19 protein-coding genes are annotated in these 18,063 nt (G+C 38.5%); 7 read left to right on the top strand and 12 right to left on the bottom strand.

What is annotated here, in order from left to right:
• Positions 1–61: 61 nt before the first annotated feature.
• Positions 62–1,030: an asparaginase gene (locus tag AC1RFD_RS02035; RefSeq protein ID WP_048389794.1), complete on the top strand. Its 969-nt coding sequence runs from the start codon at positions 62–64 to the stop codon at positions 1,028–1,030.
• Here the strand turns inward: AC1RFD_RS02035 and AC1RFD_RS02030 are convergent.
• The 7 genes from AC1RFD_RS02030 to AC1RFD_RS02000 all read right to left on the bottom strand — a co-directional run bounded on the left by AC1RFD_RS02030 (position 1,010) and on the right by AC1RFD_RS02000 (position 8,480).
• Positions 1,010–2,575: an aminotransferase class V-fold PLP-dependent enzyme gene (locus AC1RFD_RS02030; protein WP_115673541.1), complete on the bottom strand. Its 1,566-nt coding sequence runs from the start codon at positions 2,573–2,575 to the stop codon at positions 1,010–1,012. The two genes, AC1RFD_RS02035 and AC1RFD_RS02030, sit on opposite strands and share 21 nt — an antisense overlap.
• Before the next feature lie 5 nt (positions 2,576–2,580).
• The gene (locus AC1RFD_RS02025; protein WP_048389792.1) at positions 2,581–3,141 is read right to left on the bottom strand and encodes a glycerol-3-phosphate acyltransferase; all 561 of its coding nucleotides are present in this window, start codon (positions 3,139–3,141) and stop codon (positions 2,581–2,583) included.
• Positions 3,142–3,199: 58 nt separating this feature from the next.
• Positions 3,200–4,165 (bottom strand): YpdA family putative bacillithiol disulfide reductase, encoded by a 966-nt coding sequence (locus AC1RFD_RS02020; RefSeq protein WP_048389790.1) that lies wholly within the window; start codon positions 4,163–4,165, stop codon positions 3,200–3,202.
• 113 nt (positions 4,166–4,278) lie between these two features.
• On the bottom strand, positions 4,279–5,037 hold the full coding sequence (locus tag AC1RFD_RS02015) for a metallophosphoesterase (protein WP_048389788.1): 759 nt from the start codon (positions 5,035–5,037) through the stop codon (positions 4,279–4,281).
• A 144-nt stretch (positions 5,038–5,181) separates the two neighbouring features.
• Complete coding sequence (locus AC1RFD_RS02010) at positions 5,182–5,919, bottom strand: LysM peptidoglycan-binding domain-containing protein (RefSeq protein ID WP_048389785.1); 738 nt, start codon at positions 5,917–5,919, stop codon at positions 5,182–5,184.
• A gap of 86 nt (positions 5,920–6,005) precedes the next feature.
• Complete coding sequence (locus AC1RFD_RS02005) at positions 6,006–7,448, bottom strand: RecQ family ATP-dependent DNA helicase (RefSeq protein ID WP_115673446.1); 1,443 nt, start codon at positions 7,446–7,448, stop codon at positions 6,006–6,008.
• A complete protein-coding gene (locus AC1RFD_RS02000) occupies positions 7,449–8,480 on the bottom strand; it encodes a YpbB family protein (RefSeq protein ID WP_115673447.1) in 1,032 nt (343 codons plus the stop codon).
• A gap of 106 nt (positions 8,481–8,586) precedes the next feature.
• Here AC1RFD_RS02000 and AC1RFD_RS01995 point away from each other — a divergent pair, with 106 nt between their 5' ends.
• The 3 genes from AC1RFD_RS01995 (at position 8,587) to fabI (ending at position 10,513) form a co-directional block, all read left to right on the top strand.
• A complete protein-coding gene (locus AC1RFD_RS01995) occupies positions 8,587–8,835 on the top strand; it encodes a ferredoxin (protein WP_004232564.1) in 249 nt (82 codons plus the stop codon).
• A 137-nt stretch (positions 8,836–8,972) separates the two neighbouring features.
• Positions 8,973–9,566, top strand: a complete 594-nt coding sequence (locus AC1RFD_RS01990) for a hypothetical protein (protein ID WP_048389781.1) — start codon at positions 8,973–8,975, stop codon at positions 9,564–9,566.
• Between the two features lie 164 nt (positions 9,567–9,730).
• Complete coding sequence (gene fabI / locus AC1RFD_RS01985; protein WP_004232559.1) at positions 9,731–10,513, top strand: enoyl-ACP reductase FabI; 783 nt, start codon at positions 9,731–9,733, stop codon at positions 10,511–10,513.
• A gap of 52 nt (positions 10,514–10,565) precedes the next feature.
• Here the strand turns inward: fabI and AC1RFD_RS01980 are convergent, their stop codons facing one another.
• Both AC1RFD_RS01980 and AC1RFD_RS01975 read right to left on the bottom strand, forming a co-directional pair.
• On the bottom strand, positions 10,566–11,294 hold the full coding sequence (locus AC1RFD_RS01980) for a sulfite exporter TauE/SafE family protein (RefSeq protein WP_066037604.1): 729 nt from the start codon (positions 11,292–11,294) through the stop codon (positions 10,566–10,568).
• A gap of 14 nt (positions 11,295–11,308) precedes the next feature.
• Positions 11,309–12,508: an MFS transporter gene (locus AC1RFD_RS01975; protein ID WP_492474442.1), complete on the bottom strand. Its 1,200-nt coding sequence runs from the start codon at positions 12,506–12,508 to the stop codon at positions 11,309–11,311.
• A gap of 299 nt (positions 12,509–12,807) precedes the next feature.
• On the opposite strand from AC1RFD_RS01975, the gene AC1RFD_RS01970 reads away from it, so the two are divergent.
• Together AC1RFD_RS01970 and AC1RFD_RS01965 are read left to right on the top strand one after the other, a co-directional pair.
• Entirely contained in the window at positions 12,808–13,632 is an 825-nt protein-coding gene (locus AC1RFD_RS01970) for a methyl-accepting chemotaxis protein (RefSeq protein WP_048389774.1), read from the top strand.
• A gap of 17 nt (positions 13,633–13,649) precedes the next feature.
• On the top strand, positions 13,650–14,195 hold the full coding sequence (locus AC1RFD_RS01965) for a GNAT family N-acetyltransferase (protein WP_131519653.1): 546 nt from the start codon (positions 13,650–13,652) through the stop codon (positions 14,193–14,195).
• Between the two features lie 36 nt (positions 14,196–14,231).
• On the opposite strand, the gene floT is transcribed toward AC1RFD_RS01965, so the two are convergent.
• Together floT and AC1RFD_RS01955 are read right to left on the bottom strand one after the other, a co-directional pair.
• The gene (floT, locus tag AC1RFD_RS01960; RefSeq protein WP_004232547.1) at positions 14,232–15,776 is read right to left on the bottom strand and encodes a flotillin lipid rafts scaffold protein FloT; all 1,545 of its coding nucleotides are present in this window, start codon (positions 15,774–15,776) and stop codon (positions 14,232–14,234) included.
• A 15-nt stretch (positions 15,777–15,791) separates the two neighbouring features.
• Positions 15,792–16,322 (bottom strand): NfeD family membrane protein, encoded by a 531-nt coding sequence (locus AC1RFD_RS01955; RefSeq protein ID WP_004232545.1) that lies wholly within the window; start codon positions 16,320–16,322, stop codon positions 15,792–15,794.
• A gap of 154 nt (positions 16,323–16,476) precedes the next feature.
• Between AC1RFD_RS01955 and AC1RFD_RS01950 the strand changes: the two genes are divergently transcribed.
• Positions 16,477–16,833, top strand: a complete 357-nt coding sequence (locus AC1RFD_RS01950; protein WP_403019601.1) for a hypothetical protein — start codon at positions 16,477–16,479, stop codon at positions 16,831–16,833.
• A 168-nt stretch (positions 16,834–17,001) separates the two neighbouring features.
• On the opposite strand, the gene AC1RFD_RS01945 is transcribed toward AC1RFD_RS01950, so the two are convergent.
• Positions 17,002–17,736: a hypothetical protein gene (locus tag AC1RFD_RS01945; RefSeq protein WP_048389726.1), complete on the bottom strand. Its 735-nt coding sequence runs from the start codon at positions 17,734–17,736 to the stop codon at positions 17,002–17,004.
• Positions 17,737–18,063 lie beyond the last annotated feature (327 nt).

The following is an 18,063-nucleotide window of genomic DNA, read 5'->3' as shown; positions in this document are numbered from 1 at the left end:
AGACTGCTATTATTATACCATGTAATGACAAAAAAACTTTTTAAAAGGAGATTTATTTTTTATGAAAAAAACAATTTTATTAATTCATACTGGCGGCACAATCTCCATGGCGATGAGTGCTGAAGGAGCGGTCATGCCTAATAAGGAAAATCCTCTAATGAAGGAAAGTAATAAACTGGCTTCACTAGCAAGCATTATCGAAATAGAAGCTTTTAACCTTCCTTCTCCACATATTACACCGAAAGAGATGCTTTTATTGCGTAACTTGATTTTGGAACAAATTGACGCACAGCCAATTGACGGTGTGGTCATCACACACGGTACGGATACATTGGAAGAAACCGCCTATTTCTTAGAGCTAACTACGAACTTAGCCATTCCGATTGTGCTAACAGGAGCAATGCGTTCATCTAACGAACTTGGAGCAGATGGGATTTATAATTTAGTAGAAGCAGTCCGAGTAGCTGTTGATGAAGAAGCACGTGATAAAGGTGTGCTTGTTGTGATGAATGATGAGGTTCATCTTGCTGTAAATACAACAAAAACAAGCACAAGTTCAGTAAATACTTTCCAATCTCCACAATATGGACCGATTGGCCTTATTACAAAATCCCGAATCTTATTCCATCACGCACCAATTCGTCGACAATATGTAGATGTTAACAATTTACCTAAGCGTGTCGCAATGCTAAAAGTGTACGCTGGAATGGAAGAAGATTTATTGGATGTCGTGCTTGCATGTAAATATGATGGTGTTGTGCTAGAAGGACTAGGTCAAGGGAATGTCCCGCCATCTGTTGTAAAGGGAATTGAAAGCCTTATACAACGAGACATCCCAGTTGTACTTGTTTCCCGCTGCTTTAATGGAATTGCAGAAGGTGTTTATGGCTATATGGGCGGCGGTAAAATGCTAGAAGACTTAGGCGCCATATTCGCCACAGGTATTAATGGTCAAAAGGCACGCTTAAAATTATTAATAGGCCTTAACACAACTGGCTCGCCTTTAAATTTAAAGGACTTTTTCTTGTAACGCTAAAGTCTCGATCACCTGTTCATAATAGCCCAGTATTTCGCTAAGTCGAGCCAAAGCTTCATCAAAATCTGGCTGTATCACAGAAAATTGAATGAAATTCTTTTGGCGTAAATACTGGCTTTCACCATGAACGAATAGCCCGTTTAATGCTAAATCAATAAGTAGGTTGGCATAATTATTAGGCAATTGAACCGTTATCAACATCGGATATTGAGTAGTTGGATATTGAAATTGCATGATTGGTAGCTGCAGCAGTGATTGAAAGCGTTGCTGTAGCTGCTCATAACGTGCTGGATAGGCTTGCAATGCAGTCTCCACATTGCTCAGTAATACAGCAGGTAATGTAAATGGTATGACACCTTGCTGATAATTTGCTAAATCAAGATAAGCGGGTAGATCGGCAGATGGGGGTGCAAGTGATTGCGAAAATACAAATGCTAGCCCACTTAACGCACCAATGGCCTTACCACTCACAGCCGTAGCTAAATAGCAGTCCTGTAAAGAGAACGGCATGGCACCGAACGAACTAATACAATCTATACATAACTTTACATTGTATTGTTTAGCAAGCTTTTTAAGAATATCTAAGTTATTACAAGTTCCCGTGGAAGTCTCACCATGTACTGCCAACATCCACTGATAAGACCCCGTCTCAAGCTGTGAAGCCAGTTCTTTGTCATCAAATACTGTTCCCCATTCTTTTTCTACCACATCATAATGTAATGACCAACGAGCGGCTTGCTTCTGTAAACGTTCACCGAATTCTCCATTTGTGAGAATAAGCCCTTTTCCTAATTGCTGTGCCTTTAGTTGTGCAAGCATTACTTCATTTGCTAGCGTTCCCGTTCCTACGATTACACCAACATGATTGGACTTCGATAAATGCAGTAACCTCTTCTGCACTCGTTCATAAAGCGCATAAAAAGGTAATGAACGATGTGATAAATCTGAATGAGCAATTGTCTCTAATTGCCTCACCGGCCCAGGATAAAATGTAGAGGGTTCCGTCGTTAGTCTATGTTGTAATGATTGTTCAAATTCATGTCTAGTGAGCACCATCGGTAAAAACATCGCACCCTCTTCCCCGACAGCTGGTGCAAACTGCTTAAAACCCATCTGCTTATATAGTTTTTCCTCTCTCGTTGTACCTGAAATCACTGCAGCAGAATAGCCTTTTTCGTAGGCAAATGTAGTTAAGGCCTGAGTAAGCTTCAATAGAACTCGACCCGTTCGATAACCTTTCTTCACGGAAAGCAAACGAATTTCACAAAGCTTCTCACAATTTTCCTTCGATAAATACTGCTCGACCTTACCAATCTTTTCATCAATAGAAAATGGTCGTTGATCTCTAAACGCCACCATGCCAATTAATTCTGTTTGCTTATAAACAACGACATAGGTATTCTCCTGATGAAATCGATCTACTTTTTTTCGCGATGCATTTACCTCATGCTGAGGAATTTCTTCTACAAATGTTTCATAATTCAATCGAGCAATCGCCTCAAATTCTTCATTTGTCTTGGCAATTTTACACCAATACATTTCCTTCACTTCCCTCTTTTCAATGATTCCTGAATATTAGACATATGCTTAATAAGCATACACACGATTGCCATGATTAAAAGTCCATATGGCTCTAATTTCCCTGCTTGTATAATTGCGGCTATATAAAAAGCAAAGCCCCCAACCATGCCAAGTGTCAGACTTCTAGTAAATGCAGATATAAGTGCTGTACCAATAATCATCCATAAAAAAAGACTTGGCGATAAGGCGAGACCCACACCAATAAAAGTAGCTACACCTTTCCCTCCATTCCATTTCAGCCAAATCGGAAATAGATGCCCTATTATCACCCATGCAGCTCCGCCAATAAGGACCCATTCATCCAATTGCCACATGCGTCCTAATCCGACAACAAGTACACCTTTTAATGTATCGCCAAGAAGAGTCAAAATAAACGCTGTTTTCCCAATCACACTTCCCGCATTACGCGCGCCTAAATTTTTACTACGCTCTTCCTGCAAATTTACACCGTATATCTTACCAACGAAATAAGCCGTCAAGATGTTTCCTATTAAATAACTCAAGAGCCAATACAAGCCAATCATTGAGCTGCCTCCTTGCTAAAAAGGCTGTATAAGCTACATGCCTATACAGCCTCGATCGTTATTTTTTTCTCTGCTCAATAGTTCGAGCGATACATTCGCCATGGAAACGACCATTTTCAATAAAAATTTCATTGGCATTATTTCCTGCTGCAATAACACCTGCAATGAATAGTCCTTCAACATTGGTTTCCATCGTTTCAGGCGTAACATAAGGACGACCCGTTTCTTCCTCTATGTCCACTCCCATCGCTTTAATAAAGGAGTGATCAGGATGATAGCCAGTCATAGCAAAAACGAAATCATTTTTTACTATTTTCTCTTGGCCCTCTACTTCTAAAACAACTTCGTGCTCACGTATTTCCAATACATTTGTATTAAAAAGCATGTCAACTTCTCCAGTTTTGACTACCCCTTCAAATTCGGGTAATACCCATGGCTTGATGCTTGGAGAGTATTCGCTGCCACGATAGGCTACGGTTACACGAGCCCCGGCTTTATTTAATTCTAACGCGGCATCTATCGCTGAATTTTTGCCGCCTATAACTAGAACATCCGTATCAAAAAATTCATGGCCCTCTTTAAAGTAATGGAAAACTTTAGGTAACTGCTCACCATGGATATTTAAATAATTCGGATGATCATAATAACCTGTTGCAATGACAACATAGGGCGTTTCATATATTTCCTTATCGGAGGTAACCGTGAACAAATCATTATTTTTTACAACACTTTGTACTTTTTCGAAGCGATTAACTTGTATATTTTTTAAACGGACGACCTCTCGATAGTAGACAAGGGCTTGATTGCGTTTCGGCTTACGTCCTTCAATAATAAATGGTACATCACCAATAGCTAACCGTTCACTCGTACTAAAAAATGTTTGATGTGTAGGGTAATGATAGATGGCATTGACGATATTTCCTTTTTCAATCACAATAGGTTGTAAACCAATATTTTGCAAAGCTATTGCTGCTGCTAAGCCGCATGGGCCTCCTCCAACAATAATTGCATCTGCTTGCTGCATTTCTTGACACTCCAATCGAATTTGAACAGCAAAAATTGCTGCTCCATGCTTTCACATTATCATAGAATAGACGATACCTTTTTATTATACGCCTTCTCACACGATTTGGTTGTTTATTTACTCGAAATATCAATGTCAATTATATGACATTGGGGCTTTGCACCAAATCGAAAAGGTACTAATGTCGTCCCATAGCCATTGCTTACTAAAGTCATGACACCATCACGCTGACGATAGGAACCATTTGGATGAACACCATATGGACCGAATCTGATTTGCCCTCCGTGTAAATGTCCCCCCATCATTAAATCCGCACGATATTTAGCCCGAACTTTCGCAAAAACCTCTGGATTATGGGCGATAAAAACAACTAAATCCTGATCTCCTATCTTTGCAAAAGCTTTTTCAAAACTATATTCTTTAACAGTTGTATCCTCAATAGCACTTAACCAAAAGCTATTTTTAAGCGGAAGCTGTACGGCATCATTGACAATAATTTGAACATGGTATGCCTGTAAAATGTCCTTCAGTCTTTCTTCCCCAATTTCTCTGTCATTATTGCCCCAAATAAAATAGGTTGGTCCAAGGGACGTTAATAATGATAAATTTTCATGAATACGATCAATCGGTGTACGGCTATCCGCAAAATCACCGCCAATAATTACTGCATCAAAATGATGTCCCTGTAACTGTGCAATCATTTTCTTACTTATTTTACGTAAATGAACATCTGAAATAAAAAATAATCGTACCTTCTCCTGTTCACCCTGTAATGAAAGCTGGTGAGACAATACATTATTTTCATGTGCCACCTTCCACATATAAAGTGGAGGGGCGATGACTACCAAAAGAAATAGCCCTAAATATAGCATTTTCTCACTTCTCCTTACGACAGCAAAAAGGCGATTCTTCTTAAAAAACGAATCGCCTTTTTGCTAAATCAGACGTACGTTTTGGTGTGAACGTTTGTCTGTAATTTTATACTAGAAAACCTATATAACGATAAAAAAATTCTATTAAGGTAACTTAATGACTTGCCCAACCATTACAGTATTAGAGGACATCCCATTAGCAGCACGAATTTTAGCTAAAGTCGCTTCACTGCCATCGCCATAGTGATTTAATGCAATTCGGTATAAGTTCTCATTTGCTTTTACAGTATGTGTCGTTGCTTTAGCATTTTGTTTTGCTTCTTCCGCTTTTCTAGCCTCTTCTGCTTTTCTTGCTGCCTCTGCTTGTTGTTGAGCTATTCTTGCTTCTTCAGCTTTTCGAGCTTCTTCGGCTTTTTTTGCTGCCTCTGCCTTTTTCGCTTCTTGAGCCTTTTTCGCTTCTTCAGCAGCTTTTTGCTCCGCTGCTAACTTATCAGCATCTTTTTGAGATTGCTCTTGAGCCTTCTTATCTCCCTGAGCGTCTTGACCCTTATCATCTTTTTCCTTATCTTTATCTGACGCAGATGCTTCTGAAGGATCTAATTCGACAACCTGTTCAGCTGTATCCTTTTCGGCTTGTTCAATCGTTTTTCCTGGTTCATAAAATTTCCAAAAATAAATAAGAATTGTTAATGGTATCAAGATAAAAATAACAAACAGAATCGTCATTAACGGTGTCTTACGTTTCGAATTTTTTGGCTTTTTGTTTTTATTACCGTTTTTATTCATTCTGGAAACTCTTGATAAGGATTGCTGTTCTTTTTGCTCATCTTCAAACGATTGACGATGCTCTTCTATTTTATCGCGATAATCTTCTTTATTCATTCGCCTTTCCCCCAACCTTACTACGCTTTCTATCATCTCTATTATGACGAATTTTACGAAAAAAGTAAATGACCGTCAGTTTTAGTCTAATTACCCATTAATAGTTGTTGCAATCGACTTTCCCACGTTGCCATTTCTACTTTCTTTTTCTCTTTTAAGCGTACTTTCTTGATTACATCATAATGGATTCCACAATTTTCACAACAGTTTTCCGGCTTTTTCTGCAATTTTTGCCCAAAATACCCGACTAAATGTTCACGAATACAGTCTTTTGTCTGTATGATTTGAAGCATTTCATTCACTGCATTGTATTTCTCTAGTGCTAAATGATTTAATCGGACCTTCACTTGTTCCGAAGACTCTCGTTGCAGCCAATAGTCTAACACACGGAAGGCTGTCTCACTTAACTCCCCATTTTTCAGCATTTGGATGGGCTGTATTTGCTGAGATAGCAGCTCCTGGTAGCGGTCAACATGATGTAAAGTTGGTAAATCGCCTGTCACAACAAATTTAGCCAGCTCCTCATCACCTTCAGCATACAGTAATATAGCAAGTGCAGAGTGACCATCCCGCCCTGCACGTCCAATCTCCTGCATATAATTCGCTATATTGGCAGGCATTGATTCATGAATGACCTGCCGTATATCAAGCTTATTAATGCCCATACCAAAAGCGTTTGTTGCAACAATCCAATCAAGTTCACCAGCTATAAATTGCTGTTGAATAAATTGCCGGTCCTCCACCCCATAGCCAGCATGATATGCAGCAACACGAACGCCCTCTTGTAATAAGGCTTCGCTATATTGTTGCGCACGTTTACGTGAGGAAACATATAAAATACCAGGTCCTGCCGTTTCCGTAACATGGTGCATGAGCCATCTAGCTTTATCAGCCTTATCCTCCACTACTACACGACCTAAATGAATATTCGGGCGGTCAACATTATACATAAACTCGAATGGTGCTTTGAGAGATAAAGTTTCCCGTATATCTCGAACAACCTTCTTTGTTGCCGTAGCAGATAATGCCAAAATTGGCGGACGATTTTCTCTCGATAGCCAGTCACCTATTCGTAAATAATCTGGTCGAAAATCAAAGCCCCATTGTGAGATACAATGTGCCTCATCTACTACGATTAAACCTAGCTTCATCTGCGCCAGTTTCTCTTGTACCTGTTGCTGGAGCAGCATCTCTGGGGAAGTAAAAATAAAACGATATTGCTCTAAAAAATGTAATACATAACGTTTCTCTGTTAGTGATAAAAAGGAATTTAAAGCTACCACCCTCTTTTCCCCAAAACGCTTCAGCTCTTCTACTTGATCCTGCATTAATGACAGTAAGGGTGAAACAATTAGTACAGGTTTCTCTAATGTATAGGCTGGTAGCTGGTAGCAGAGTGATTTTCCCATTCCTGTTGGCAATAAGGCAATAACATCTTGTTCTTGTAGTAATGCCTCAATGACTTCTTTCTGTCCTGGCCGAAATGATGAATAACCAAAATGCTTATGCAATAATTGTTCAAGTTCCATTTATACTTCTCCTTTCGCAAGGACAAGCCTTAATTGAAAATAACTCATATCGTTTAAAGCTTCATGTAATATTTTCAATTTTTTTGTTTGATACTGCTTCGATGCCTGCCACACTTTTTGGGCTTCATCATAGGAGACGAATGGGCCAATAGAAAAGTTCGGTTCATACATAGCTAATTCCACAAAATGATCCTCAATTGTACTTTGTTTTAGTTTTCTCATTTGAACAATTTGCTCCATCGAATAACCTTGTTCATATAATTGTGCGGTTTGTTTTGCAGAATCTGTTAGCAATATTTTAACTTTTAATCCTTCTGCCACATGCCCTAGCAATGGGTAATCATCTATTTTTTGATGCACTTCATTTAATAATATATGTAGGGTTTCAATAAAAGCTAATTGACTATCCAGTACAGTTTCCTTCCGTTCATCTGCAAGCTGTTGCCACGTCCATCCTGGTAATTGATAACCACTTAAACGATACAGAACAAGCTGTTTGCTTGCATCTGACACAGGGAGAATAGTTAGCACATGATTACATTCTGTCAATAATTGCTGCTGTAAATGACCTTCCTTATAATGATGTGCCTGTAAAAAAGTTCGCACCCACGCTTGAATCATTGTATCTCTACTAATCGGTGAAAAGGTACGAACGGCTGCGGCTTGATGTGACAAACTTTGTACAATGAGAGAGAGCCTCGCAAAAAACACATGCTCATTTCCCCGATAGTGCCAACCATCAAAGAAAAAGGTTGGCGTTTGTTGTGCACGTTGTAATCCTAGCGTTTCCATGTAAAAATGACCAGATTCCTGCACATTTAACCAACTATTCTGCATAAATAAGTTTACAGCCTCATCAAATGTAGTACGAGATAGTTTTGGCAAGAGGCCAAAATATTGATGCAGTTGAAAAAGACCAATATCTTGAATTGTCTGGCCTGAACGCTTCCCTCTTAGGACATGATAGGCAGCCGAAATCGTCCGCTCTTTATTGAGTTTTTGAAAGATTTGCAATAAAATTTGATGAAACATTGACGCAAATTCCTCCAATTTAATAGTATTTAAGTTGAAATGTAAGATAAACATCTTTAAAATGAGTATGAAGCTTTGTAGGAACATCGTTAAAGGAGAGAATAAAATGGCTAAATACACAATAGTTGATAAAGATACATGCATCGCTTGTGGCGCATGTGGAGCCGCAGCGCCAGACATTTATGATTATGATGATGAAGGCATTGCCTTCGTTATTTTAGATGATAACATGGGAACTGCTGAAGTTCCAGAGGATCTATTGGAAGATATGCAAGACGCTTTTGAAGGTTGTCCAACAGACTCTATCAAAGTAGCAGATGAAACATTCGATGGTGACTCATTAAAATTTGAATAGTCTTCCGTTGATGTATATCTTAAAAGGCATCCTTCAGGGGATGCCTTCTTATTGATTAAAATATTGGCTATCTTTTGCATCAAGATAATAGGCATATGGTCCATTGCTATACATACCAATCTATTGGAGGAATGTGAATGTTTGAGCAGTTACAAGTTGAGCATAGTTTATTTTATATTGATCAAGACCATATGAATAGATTTAAAAATCTTGCTGCAAAGTGGCAATCAATATTTCCAGATGTTTGTGCGAAATGTTTGAATACTGTGGACGCATGGGCAAACGTGTTAAATAACTGGGTTTTCTTAAAATCGCAGCAGACCGATGAGCTCATTCTAAATCCTTCTAAAGCCATCTATTATTCCATCAATACATTCTTATTAGATGAGCTCCAAAAAATTCAAATAATTCAGAAAGTAAAAGAATGTGAGAATGATGATTTTCAGTATTTTGCGGCCTTCCACTTAGGAAATGCCATCGATTTATGGGTGTACGATACACTTGAAAAAAGTGCAGAATCTGATTTGTTAAAACCACAAAATCGAATACCTTATTATCTTGCCTTTTTAGACGATGATTTTCAAACAGACAATGCTTTATTCCATAAAAATCAAACAAGAGCAATCAAAATATTGGCACAGGTCATTCGGTCACAAAATTGCTTTAGAATCACTGTCAGTAGTGCTGTTAATCGAGCAGTAGATATGTATGATCATTATGTAACAAAATAAAATAGCACACTTTTTAATTCGTCTCTACTGTAAAGAGATGAATTTTTTTTGCTCTCTCAACTACTTCTCTTTTCATCTTGTTATTGCAACGTTATTTTATGTATGATAAGATTTTAGTAGTTGGTACTAATAACAGATATTATCTCACAAAGGAGTTCTTCATAATGATGGATAATTTATTACAATTAAAAGATAAGAACATTGTTGTCATGGGCGTAGCAAATGATCGCAGTATTGCTTGGGGCATTGCTAAACGTTTATTTGACGTTGGTGCAAATGTCATCTTCACGTATCGTCAAGAACGTTCATTAAAAAAATTACAAAAACAATTAGAAAATATCGGACAATCCGATTCTCTTGTTGTTCAATGTGATGTGAATAGTGACGACAGCACAAAAGCAGCTTTTGAAGAAATCGGCTCAAAGGTTGGTGTTATTCATGGGATTGTACATTCAGTGGCTTTTGCGCATGCAGAAGATTTACACAACCGCTTCCTTGAAACAACTCGAGAAGGCTATGCATTCGCACAAGATACAAGTGCCTATTCACTTATTTCCACTGCAAAAGCAGCTCATCCATACATGACAGAGGGTGGCTCTATCGTTACAATGAGTTACTTAGGTGCAGAACGAGTACTTGATGGCTACAATGTGATGGGCGTTGCAAAAGCTGCGTTAGAGGCTTCTATGCGCTATCTTGCTGCTGATATTGGCCAAGATAATATTCGCGTCAATGCTATCTCAGCTGGTGCTATTCGTACACTCGCTGCAAAAGGTGTTCCTTCTTTTAACACAATCTTACACAAAATTGAAGAAACAGCTCCTTTAAAACGTAATGTTCAACAAGACGAAGTAGCAGATATGACGATTGTTATGCTATCTCACCTATCACGTGGTGTGACTGGTGAGACGATCTACATCGACGCTGGCTACAATATTATGGGTTAACAATAAAGAAGTATGGGAGGATGTATTATCCTTCCATACTTCTTTTTGTTGTTTATAGCATTGTCCATAAACTTTGGATCAACAAAATTAAGCCTGCTGCTACTAATAGAAAATAAATTAAGATTTTAAACAATTTTTGATTTAATCGAGTAAATAGCATTTGTCCAAAAATAAGTCCTAAGAAAACAATTGGCAAAGCATACATACTATATATCCAAACCATTTTACTTGTACCCTCAAAAATGACTTGAGAAAGTAAGCTAATTAGATAGATAAATATATAGTAGGCTAGTGAAACAGCTCTAATGGTTTCTTTATTTCTATGTGTGCTCGCAAAATAGAGCAACAGTGGTGGTCCAGCCATCCCAATACTTGTTGTGAACATACCTGATATAAAACCAACGCCATAATCTCTACTCCTTGTTTGTTGAATAGAGAGATTTTTAATCAATAGAATCGTAAGCCCTATAAGAAGGATAGCGATGAGCAGCTTAAATGTCGTCACATCGACTAAGGCAAATAGTATACTACCAAAAGGAGCACCTGCAACACTACCGATCATCACCTTTTTAAGCAACGCTACATCAATATCATGTCTCACCTTCCATATGAGAGAAAACGAAATAACAAGGGACAGTATTATATTTATTTGCATCGCCTCTTGTGGTGTAAAAAGCAACAGTAAAAAAGGCGTAGCCATAACGGAAAAACCAAAACCTGTACTGGTTTGTAAAATAGAAGCTGCTAGGATAATGAAAAAATAGAAAAGTAATTCCTGCAAAATGACACCTCACATCATGTTGTGATACGTTGTCTAACAATGAATCTTTTTAATAAAAATGATAGGACACAAGCAATGAATAAAAACAGAGCGATCATCACTATAACACCCATCCACCCATATTTCATCCAAAAAACGCCTCCTACTGTTCCTCCAACACTTGAACCAAAATAATAGAAAAATAAATAGAGAGAAGATGCTTGTGCTTTATCGTGGGATGCTCGTTTGCTCACCCAGCCACTTGCGATTGAATGAGCTGCAAAAAAGCCAAAGGTAAAAACTGTTATCCCTATAATCTTTAAAGTAAGGAGCCCATTGAGCGTTACTATAGCTCCAGCTAACATAATAGCAATGGCCAGTAAGAGCATTCGTTGGCGACCATAACGATCGGCTAAACTGCCAAACCATGCCGAGCTAAATGTCCCAACTAAATAAATGACAAATATCCAACCTACAATTGTGGCACTTAAATTATAGGGAGGTGCCATTAGTTTAAAGCCAATATAATTATAAAGTGTGACAAAGCTTCCCATTAAAAGAAACCCCATCCCATAAAGACACAGCATAGAAGGATCTCTTAAATGTTGCAGTAGGGTTTTGGTCAATGCTTTTAATTGTAAAGGTCGCGCGCTGAAATGTTTGGAGCTTGGTAACATCCAGACAAACAATAAACTAACTAGCAGGCTGATTCCTCCTAGTACCATCATGCCTGTATGCCAGTTATAATGGTCCGTTAAGGTACCAATAATAACTCGTCCACTAAGTCCCCCTACTGAATTACCGCTAATATATAAGCCCATGGCAAACCCTAAGCTTGCTGGTTCCATCTCTTCTCCCAAATAAGCCATAGCGATTGCTGGTAAACCTGCAAAAACGATGCCTTGTACAACACGTAAAACTAAAATTGTTTCAAAGTTAGGTGAAAATGCAAGAGCTAGTGTCAGGACAGAAGCTGCAAAAATAGAAATCGTCATCAATGATTTTCTTCCCCATGCTTCTGATAACGAACTGACAATTATTAAACTCACCGCTAATGCAAAGGTAGTTACTGAAAGAGATAAACTTGCTACAGCTGGTGAGACGTGAAATGCTTCTGAAAATGTTGGTAGTAATGGCTGCGTTACATATAGGTTAGCAAACGTAATAAAGCCTGCTAAAAATAAGGCCCAATTCGCTTTATGAAACGCCCTCGTACCCTTTTGTATATAGTCCATGAAACTCTCTCCTTAACTTCTTCCACATGCTACTATTATTCTAATACAATATTTCGCAAAACACACGTCTCCTTGTCAAAAAATAGACAAAAAGGCCTTCATTTTCACCGCTGCAAAAAAATAATAATTGACAAATAAAAGCACTTCGGATTTGTATGTTCTTCTTTTAATAAAAAATATAAATAGCTATTTTGACTTGGCAAATATTGTGCTACAGTAAAAGTAATCATCTAGAACCATTGTCACAATGAAGACAGATGACACAACCATTTTCATTGACGAGACTTGGAGGAATTTTTATGAAAATTATTGAAGCTTTAGCCCTCGCAACACCTTATATTCATCTAGCATTAAAACAAGAAGCCATTGTAGCTGTTGTTGAAAAGGAAAATGAAACAGTCGTTAAATACTTAGCAGGTAAACGTGTGGATTCCGGCTACCATGATGGACAAAAAGTTAACGCCAATGACCAAAATGTTTTCATCGCCTTTAATGGACAAAATGCAGATGTGGTGATACCAGAGGATGTTTACGGTGTAGCAATCAATGCTTTTTCATTCCCCATTCGTGAAAATGGTCAAGTAGTAGGTGCATTAGCTTTTGGCTTACCAATAGATAATGAGCTCAAACTTGAAGATTATATGGCTACGATGGATAAGATCGTCAACAGTCTACAGGATAAAGTACATACAATCGCTTCCCATTCTGAGGAATTAGCGGCCACTAGTGAGGAAATTAATAAGCAGGCACAGCATGCCCTAGAGGACTCTGAAAAAACAAATGCCGTGACAGATTTAATTAAAAGTATATCTCGCCAAACTAATTTACTAGGTTTAAACGCATCCATCGAGGCTGCACGTGCTGGACAGCACGGCGCTGGCTTTAATATTGTGGCACAGGAAGTTCGAAAGCTGTCCTTTGAGACGTCTAGTGCTACCGAAAATATAGAATCATCATTACGGAATATCAATAGAAATCTAGATAATCTAAAGCAAAATATGGGACAAATCAATGATGCAACAAATGAGCAAGCACAGCTCGTACAGGATTTCAGCGAAATTATAGAAGAATTAACTTTACTTAGCCGAGAAATGAAAGGCTTTATGCACAATGCGTTAAAATAATAATGAGGTGAACAATAATGCAAATTACCATTAACCAAGATTTAGCTTTACGGATGATCGCACCTGAAGATGCAGAGAAGGTTTTTGCATTAACGGATGCCTCGAGGGAATATCTGAAAGAATGGCTACCATGGCTAGATTTTACAAAAGAACTGGCGGATACAAAAGCCTATATTGAGGGCTGTATTAAGGGACATGAAGCGAACAGTAGCCTCTCCCTAGTCATTCTCTTTAAAAATGAAATTGTTGGCATCGCAGGCTTTAACGCAATTAACCCGAGCAATAAAATCGGCACTATTGGCTATTGGTTGAGCGAAGGAGCACAAGGACATGGCATCATGACGAAAACGGTAAAAGCTTTACTGCAATATGCCTTTGAAACATTGAAGCTTCATAAAGTTGAAATTCGTGTTGCTGAAGCGAATCACAAAAGTCGCGCAATCCCAGAACGTATTGGATTCATGCAAGAAGGAACCATTCGAGCTGCAGAATGGCTCTACGATCATTATGTAAATCACGTTATTTATGGCATGCTTGTAAGTGAATGGCAGCAACAACTATAAAAAAACGACCTGATGAGATCATCAGGTCGTTTTTTGTTAGGATTGTTCTACCGCTTCTTTCGTTTCTTCAGGTGCTTGCTTTTTTTCAAGTCCTAAAGCAATCTGCTCTAATTCTGGACGCAATGTGTGCTTCCCAGCATAGCTCTCGATCAGCTCTTTTACATCGAGACCAGAAGTTTCTTTTAATGTTTCTTGAAGTGTAGACATTAAATTGGTTGCGTAAGATGTCACCTTATTCGCACCACTTCCCTCTCCACCACCAGTATCGACCACTGTAATCTTATCGATATTGCCAAGTGGACTTGCAAGCTCTTTTGCATACTCTGGCATCATGCGTACAACCATATCCAGTACAGCTGCTTGACCATAGTATTCAAAGGCTTCGGCAATCTTACGTTTAGCTTCAGCTTCAGCCAGACCACGTAGACGAATGATATCAGCCTCCGTCTCCCCTTGTGCTCGCTCTGCATCAGCTTTGGCAAGACCATCCAAACGAATTTTCTCTGCCTCTGCTTTTGCTAATGATTCAATACGATATTTTTCCGCATCAGCCTGTGCAAGCTCACGCATTTTTTCGGCTGCGGCATTTTGCTCCACTGCATAGCGATCTGCATCTGCTTTCTTTTTAACCTCAGAGTCATATTGCTTTTCTCTACGTAAAATCTCTTTTTCTTCTAATTCAATTTGCTTTTGACGCTCGATAATGCGAATTTGCATTTCTTGCTCCGTTACTTCCTGCTTAGCACGAGCAGTTTCAAGCTCATACGCTTGGTCAGCACGCGCTTTGGCAATATCCTGCTCACGTCGGAACTCAGCTACTTTTAATTGATTTTCTTTTTCTGCTTCTGCAATTTCCGTCGCACGCTCTAGTTCTGCCTTTTGTGCTTCCTTAGACGCTTCTGCACGTTTAATACGTGTTTCTTTTTCTGCATCTGCTGTCGCAATATCAGCATCTCGCTTTACCTGTGCGATTCTCGGTTTCCCTAGTGAGTCTAAATAGCCATTTTTATCTCGTACATCCTTGATCGTGAAGGATACAATGACAAGACCCATCTTTGCTAAATCTTGTGAAGCAACACGTTGAACTTCCTGTGAGAATTTATCGCGGTTTTTGTAGATTTCTTCAACCGTCATAGATCCTAAAATGGAACGTAAATGACCTTCTAATACTTCACGTGCTTCCCCTTCGCGCTCTGCTTTTTGCTTGCCTAAAAACTGCTCTGCTGCTGTCGCAATTTCTGAAATGGAACCGCCAATTTTAATAATGGCTGTACCATCTGCCATAACAGGAACACCTTGCTCTGTATACACCTCAGGCGTTGTCACTTCTAGTTTACTAGAAAGTAAGCTTAACGGCTGTGCTTGTTGGAAAATAGGGAATACAAATGTACCGCCCCCACGAATGATTTTAATGCGATTCCCCGACTCATCCTTATGTACATTTTTAGAGCCGAGATAGCTACCTGTCACAATCAGTGCTTCATCAGGACCCGCCGTACGATACTTTGTCACATATAAGCCGACTAGGGCAATTAATACAAATGCTACAATTCCTAAAACAATTAAGATATCGGTTGACATAGACATATCTCTCCTTTAAACAAATTTTTTCTCGTACGTTCTAACAAAAAGTGTTCCGTCCTTCACATCCACAACAAGTACGGTTTCATCATAGTCAATGGCTTCATTATCATAGCCCGTTGCCCGTTTTGAAATCATGCCACTAGTCGTTTCGATAACAACCTCGCCAAAACCATCTACTGGAATTGGCACAATAACTCTTCCTAATTGCCCGCCTAGCGATTCCTCTGTATAAGCTAAAGAAACATCAGCGGAACGTAGCGGAACGAGAACAAATAAATAAAAGATGGAACTTAAAATAGCACCGATGATACATGCAGCAATGATGTTCCAAACGCTAGAGAACCAGGCTAGTTTTTCTAAAATAAAACCTGCTGCTGACATCAACGTAATGAAAGATAGAATGACACTCGGATTAAAAATGGGTAGTCCTTCCCCAATACCTTCGACTGCATCACCAAAAAACATAACCAATACTGTGGCAAGGCCAGCGAAAATCAAAACCACCAAAAAGATCTGCTCGAGTGAATAGCCAAATAGCGTCAAGTTGCTCACCCCTTTTCATCATATTACCTACTATACGGATGTACCTCAGGAAAAGTTTCAAAATTTTTCAAACTCTTCTTTAAAGTATTATTTTTTGCTTTCATTAGAACCATGTTACAATAGAAAAGTATTCTGACAACTAAGGAGAAATGGCATGAAGCTTTCGACAATCTTAAATTTTGTAATTTTAATATTTTTCACGTTATTATTCGTTAATGATTTCTTCCCTGATACAGCTATTGCTGCGATGCTGACTAAAAAAATAATATTGCTTATATTAGTTGGGCTTGTCATCATTCAGCTAGCCTTCGACAAGGGTAGATATAAAAGATTATCAAAAAAGGCTTATATCGGATTAACATTGTATACAGTTGGATTATGGATTGTTTTAACATTACTTGGCGGTCAATCACAAATTGGCTTATCGTTCACAAGTCCTCTATTCTATATCATTGTTGTGCTTCTTGGATTGGATTTAATCCGCCTTTCACGCCAAACTAAGCGGGATTAAACAGAGGAGAAAGCGAAGTAAAGCACAGCTATCCGTCAATCTTACGAAGCTATCCACCACTTTCGCACTGCTAACCGCTACATTCACAGCACTAACCGTCACTTTTGTCCTTCTATCCGACGACAACATAAAAAGCATGTCTCTGATTTTGACAGAGACATGCTTTTCTTATGATTCTAATACATTTAAAATGGCATCCAGTTCATGGACAGCTAGATCTAAACGTTCCTTCGCTTCGATATTTTGCTGTTTTAAGTGACTAAACTCTAGTAAATTTTTCTCATGCTTTAACTTAATAGATGATAAACGTTCGATTCGTGCTTCTACTTTTTCTATTGCTTGCTCACAGACAGTTGTCCAGAGCTTTTCTGATTGCTGCATTTCCGTTGTTGATGGGTTGTGCTGACGCATAATTCGTGCGTAAACCATTTCAATTTGTTCAATTAGCTCCGAATAAAAATGGCGCTCAACGCGTGTTGTTTGGAATGTTGGATGTTCTACCTCTTTGGCATATGGCGTTATTTGACGAAGTAGCTTGCCAGCATTTTCTCCAAAAGCATGGGATAAATTCAAGACATTCATTAATTGCAATAATAAGCGTATTTCTTCTAGATTAATAAGTTGGGAATCGATGCTTTCCTTTAACTTTAATGACTCCATGTAGCGTCGATCAAAATGTTCAATTTCACCGTTGCGCTGCTCTACTAAATGGACACTTGCATTGTCTTTCAAGCTTTTAATATAGCGAATGGCATGGTTTTTTAGCTCTTCTTTTGACAGCAAGTTATCATTGTCTTGTTGTGGTTTTTCTCGTTGAACATACGCAAATGCATCCATTTTTTTGGGCCATTGTGCTGCTTGGGTTTCATCTGAGACATTATAGCGTATATAAATTCCGTGCATTTCATATCCTCCAAGTCCATTAAACAAGTATCTCTAAAGACAATAAATCGAATACGACATTTTTTCAAGTAAAAAACTTTTAATAATTGAAAATCCTTCTTTTTAACAATAAAACAAAAATCCCGAATAGTCGATACTATTCAGGATTTTACTAGTTTTCATTCTGAGGAATTCGATGTCGTAATGAGCAGCTATCGTGCTACAGGAGCAGGAAATAATTTTTGCTGATTATATTTTAAAGCATCCCTTCATTAAAGCAACCTGTAATCAAAATTGACAAGTACAGTTCTAAAAAATCGCCAAATTCCTTGTAAGCACTACAGGAAT

The organism is Lysinibacillus sp. GW823-FHT02G10, from assembly GCF_058797135.1.
This window is presented reverse-complemented; position numbering and strand designations above follow the sequence as displayed.

Bases quoted from the DNA above. Each gene is read 5' to 3' on its own strand.
- AC1RFD_RS01945 (WP_048389726.1), bottom strand. From the start codon at position 17,736: ATGCACGGAATTTATATACGCTATAATGTCTCAGATGAAACCCAAGCA.
- AC1RFD_RS02015 (WP_048389788.1), bottom strand. From the start codon at position 5,037: ATGCTATATTTAGGGCTATTTCTTTTGGTAGTCATCGCCCCTCCACTT.
- AC1RFD_RS02000 (WP_115673447.1), bottom strand. From the start codon at position 8,480: ATGTTTCATCAAATTTTATTGCAAATCTTTCAAAAACTCAATAAAGAG.
- AC1RFD_RS02025 (WP_048389792.1), bottom strand. From the start codon at position 3,141: ATGATTGGCTTGTATTGGCTCTTGAGTTATTTAATAGGAAACATCTTG.
- AC1RFD_RS02035 (WP_048389794.1), top strand. From the start codon at position 62: ATGAAAAAAACAATTTTATTAATTCATACTGGCGGCACAATCTCCATG.
- AC1RFD_RS02010 (WP_048389785.1), bottom strand. From the start codon at position 5,919: ATGAATAAAGAAGATTATCGCGATAAAATAGAAGAGCATCGTCAATCG.
- AC1RFD_RS01995 (WP_004232564.1), top strand. From the start codon at position 8,587: ATGGCTAAATACACAATAGTTGATAAAGATACATGCATCGCTTGTGGC.
- AC1RFD_RS01990 (WP_048389781.1), top strand. From the start codon at position 8,973: ATGTTTGAGCAGTTACAAGTTGAGCATAGTTTATTTTATATTGATCAA.
- AC1RFD_RS02030 (WP_115673541.1), bottom strand. From the start codon at position 2,575: ATGTATTGGTGTAAAATTGCCAAGACAAATGAAGAATTTGAGGCGATT.
- fabI (WP_004232559.1), top strand. From the start codon at position 9,731: ATGATGGATAATTTATTACAATTAAAAGATAAGAACATTGTTGTCATG.
- AC1RFD_RS02020 (WP_048389790.1), bottom strand. From the start codon at position 4,165: ATGCAGCAAGCAGATGCAATTATTGTTGGAGGAGGCCCATGCGGCTTA.
- AC1RFD_RS01975 (WP_492474442.1), bottom strand. From the start codon at position 12,508: ATGGACTATATACAAAAGGGTACGAGGGCGTTTCATAAAGCGAATTGG.
- floT (WP_004232547.1), bottom strand. From the start codon at position 15,776: ATGTCAACCGATATCTTAATTGTTTTAGGAATTGTAGCATTTGTATTA.
- AC1RFD_RS01950 (WP_403019601.1), top strand. From the start codon at position 16,477: ATGAAGCTTTCGACAATCTTAAATTTTGTAATTTTAATATTTTTCACG.
- AC1RFD_RS01970 (WP_048389774.1), top strand. From the start codon at position 12,808: ATGAAAATTATTGAAGCTTTAGCCCTCGCAACACCTTATATTCATCTA.
- AC1RFD_RS02005 (WP_115673446.1), bottom strand. From the start codon at position 7,448: ATGGAACTTGAACAATTATTGCATAAGCATTTTGGTTATTCATCATTT.
- AC1RFD_RS01965 (WP_131519653.1), top strand. From the start codon at position 13,650: ATGCAAATTACCATTAACCAAGATTTAGCTTTACGGATGATCGCACCT.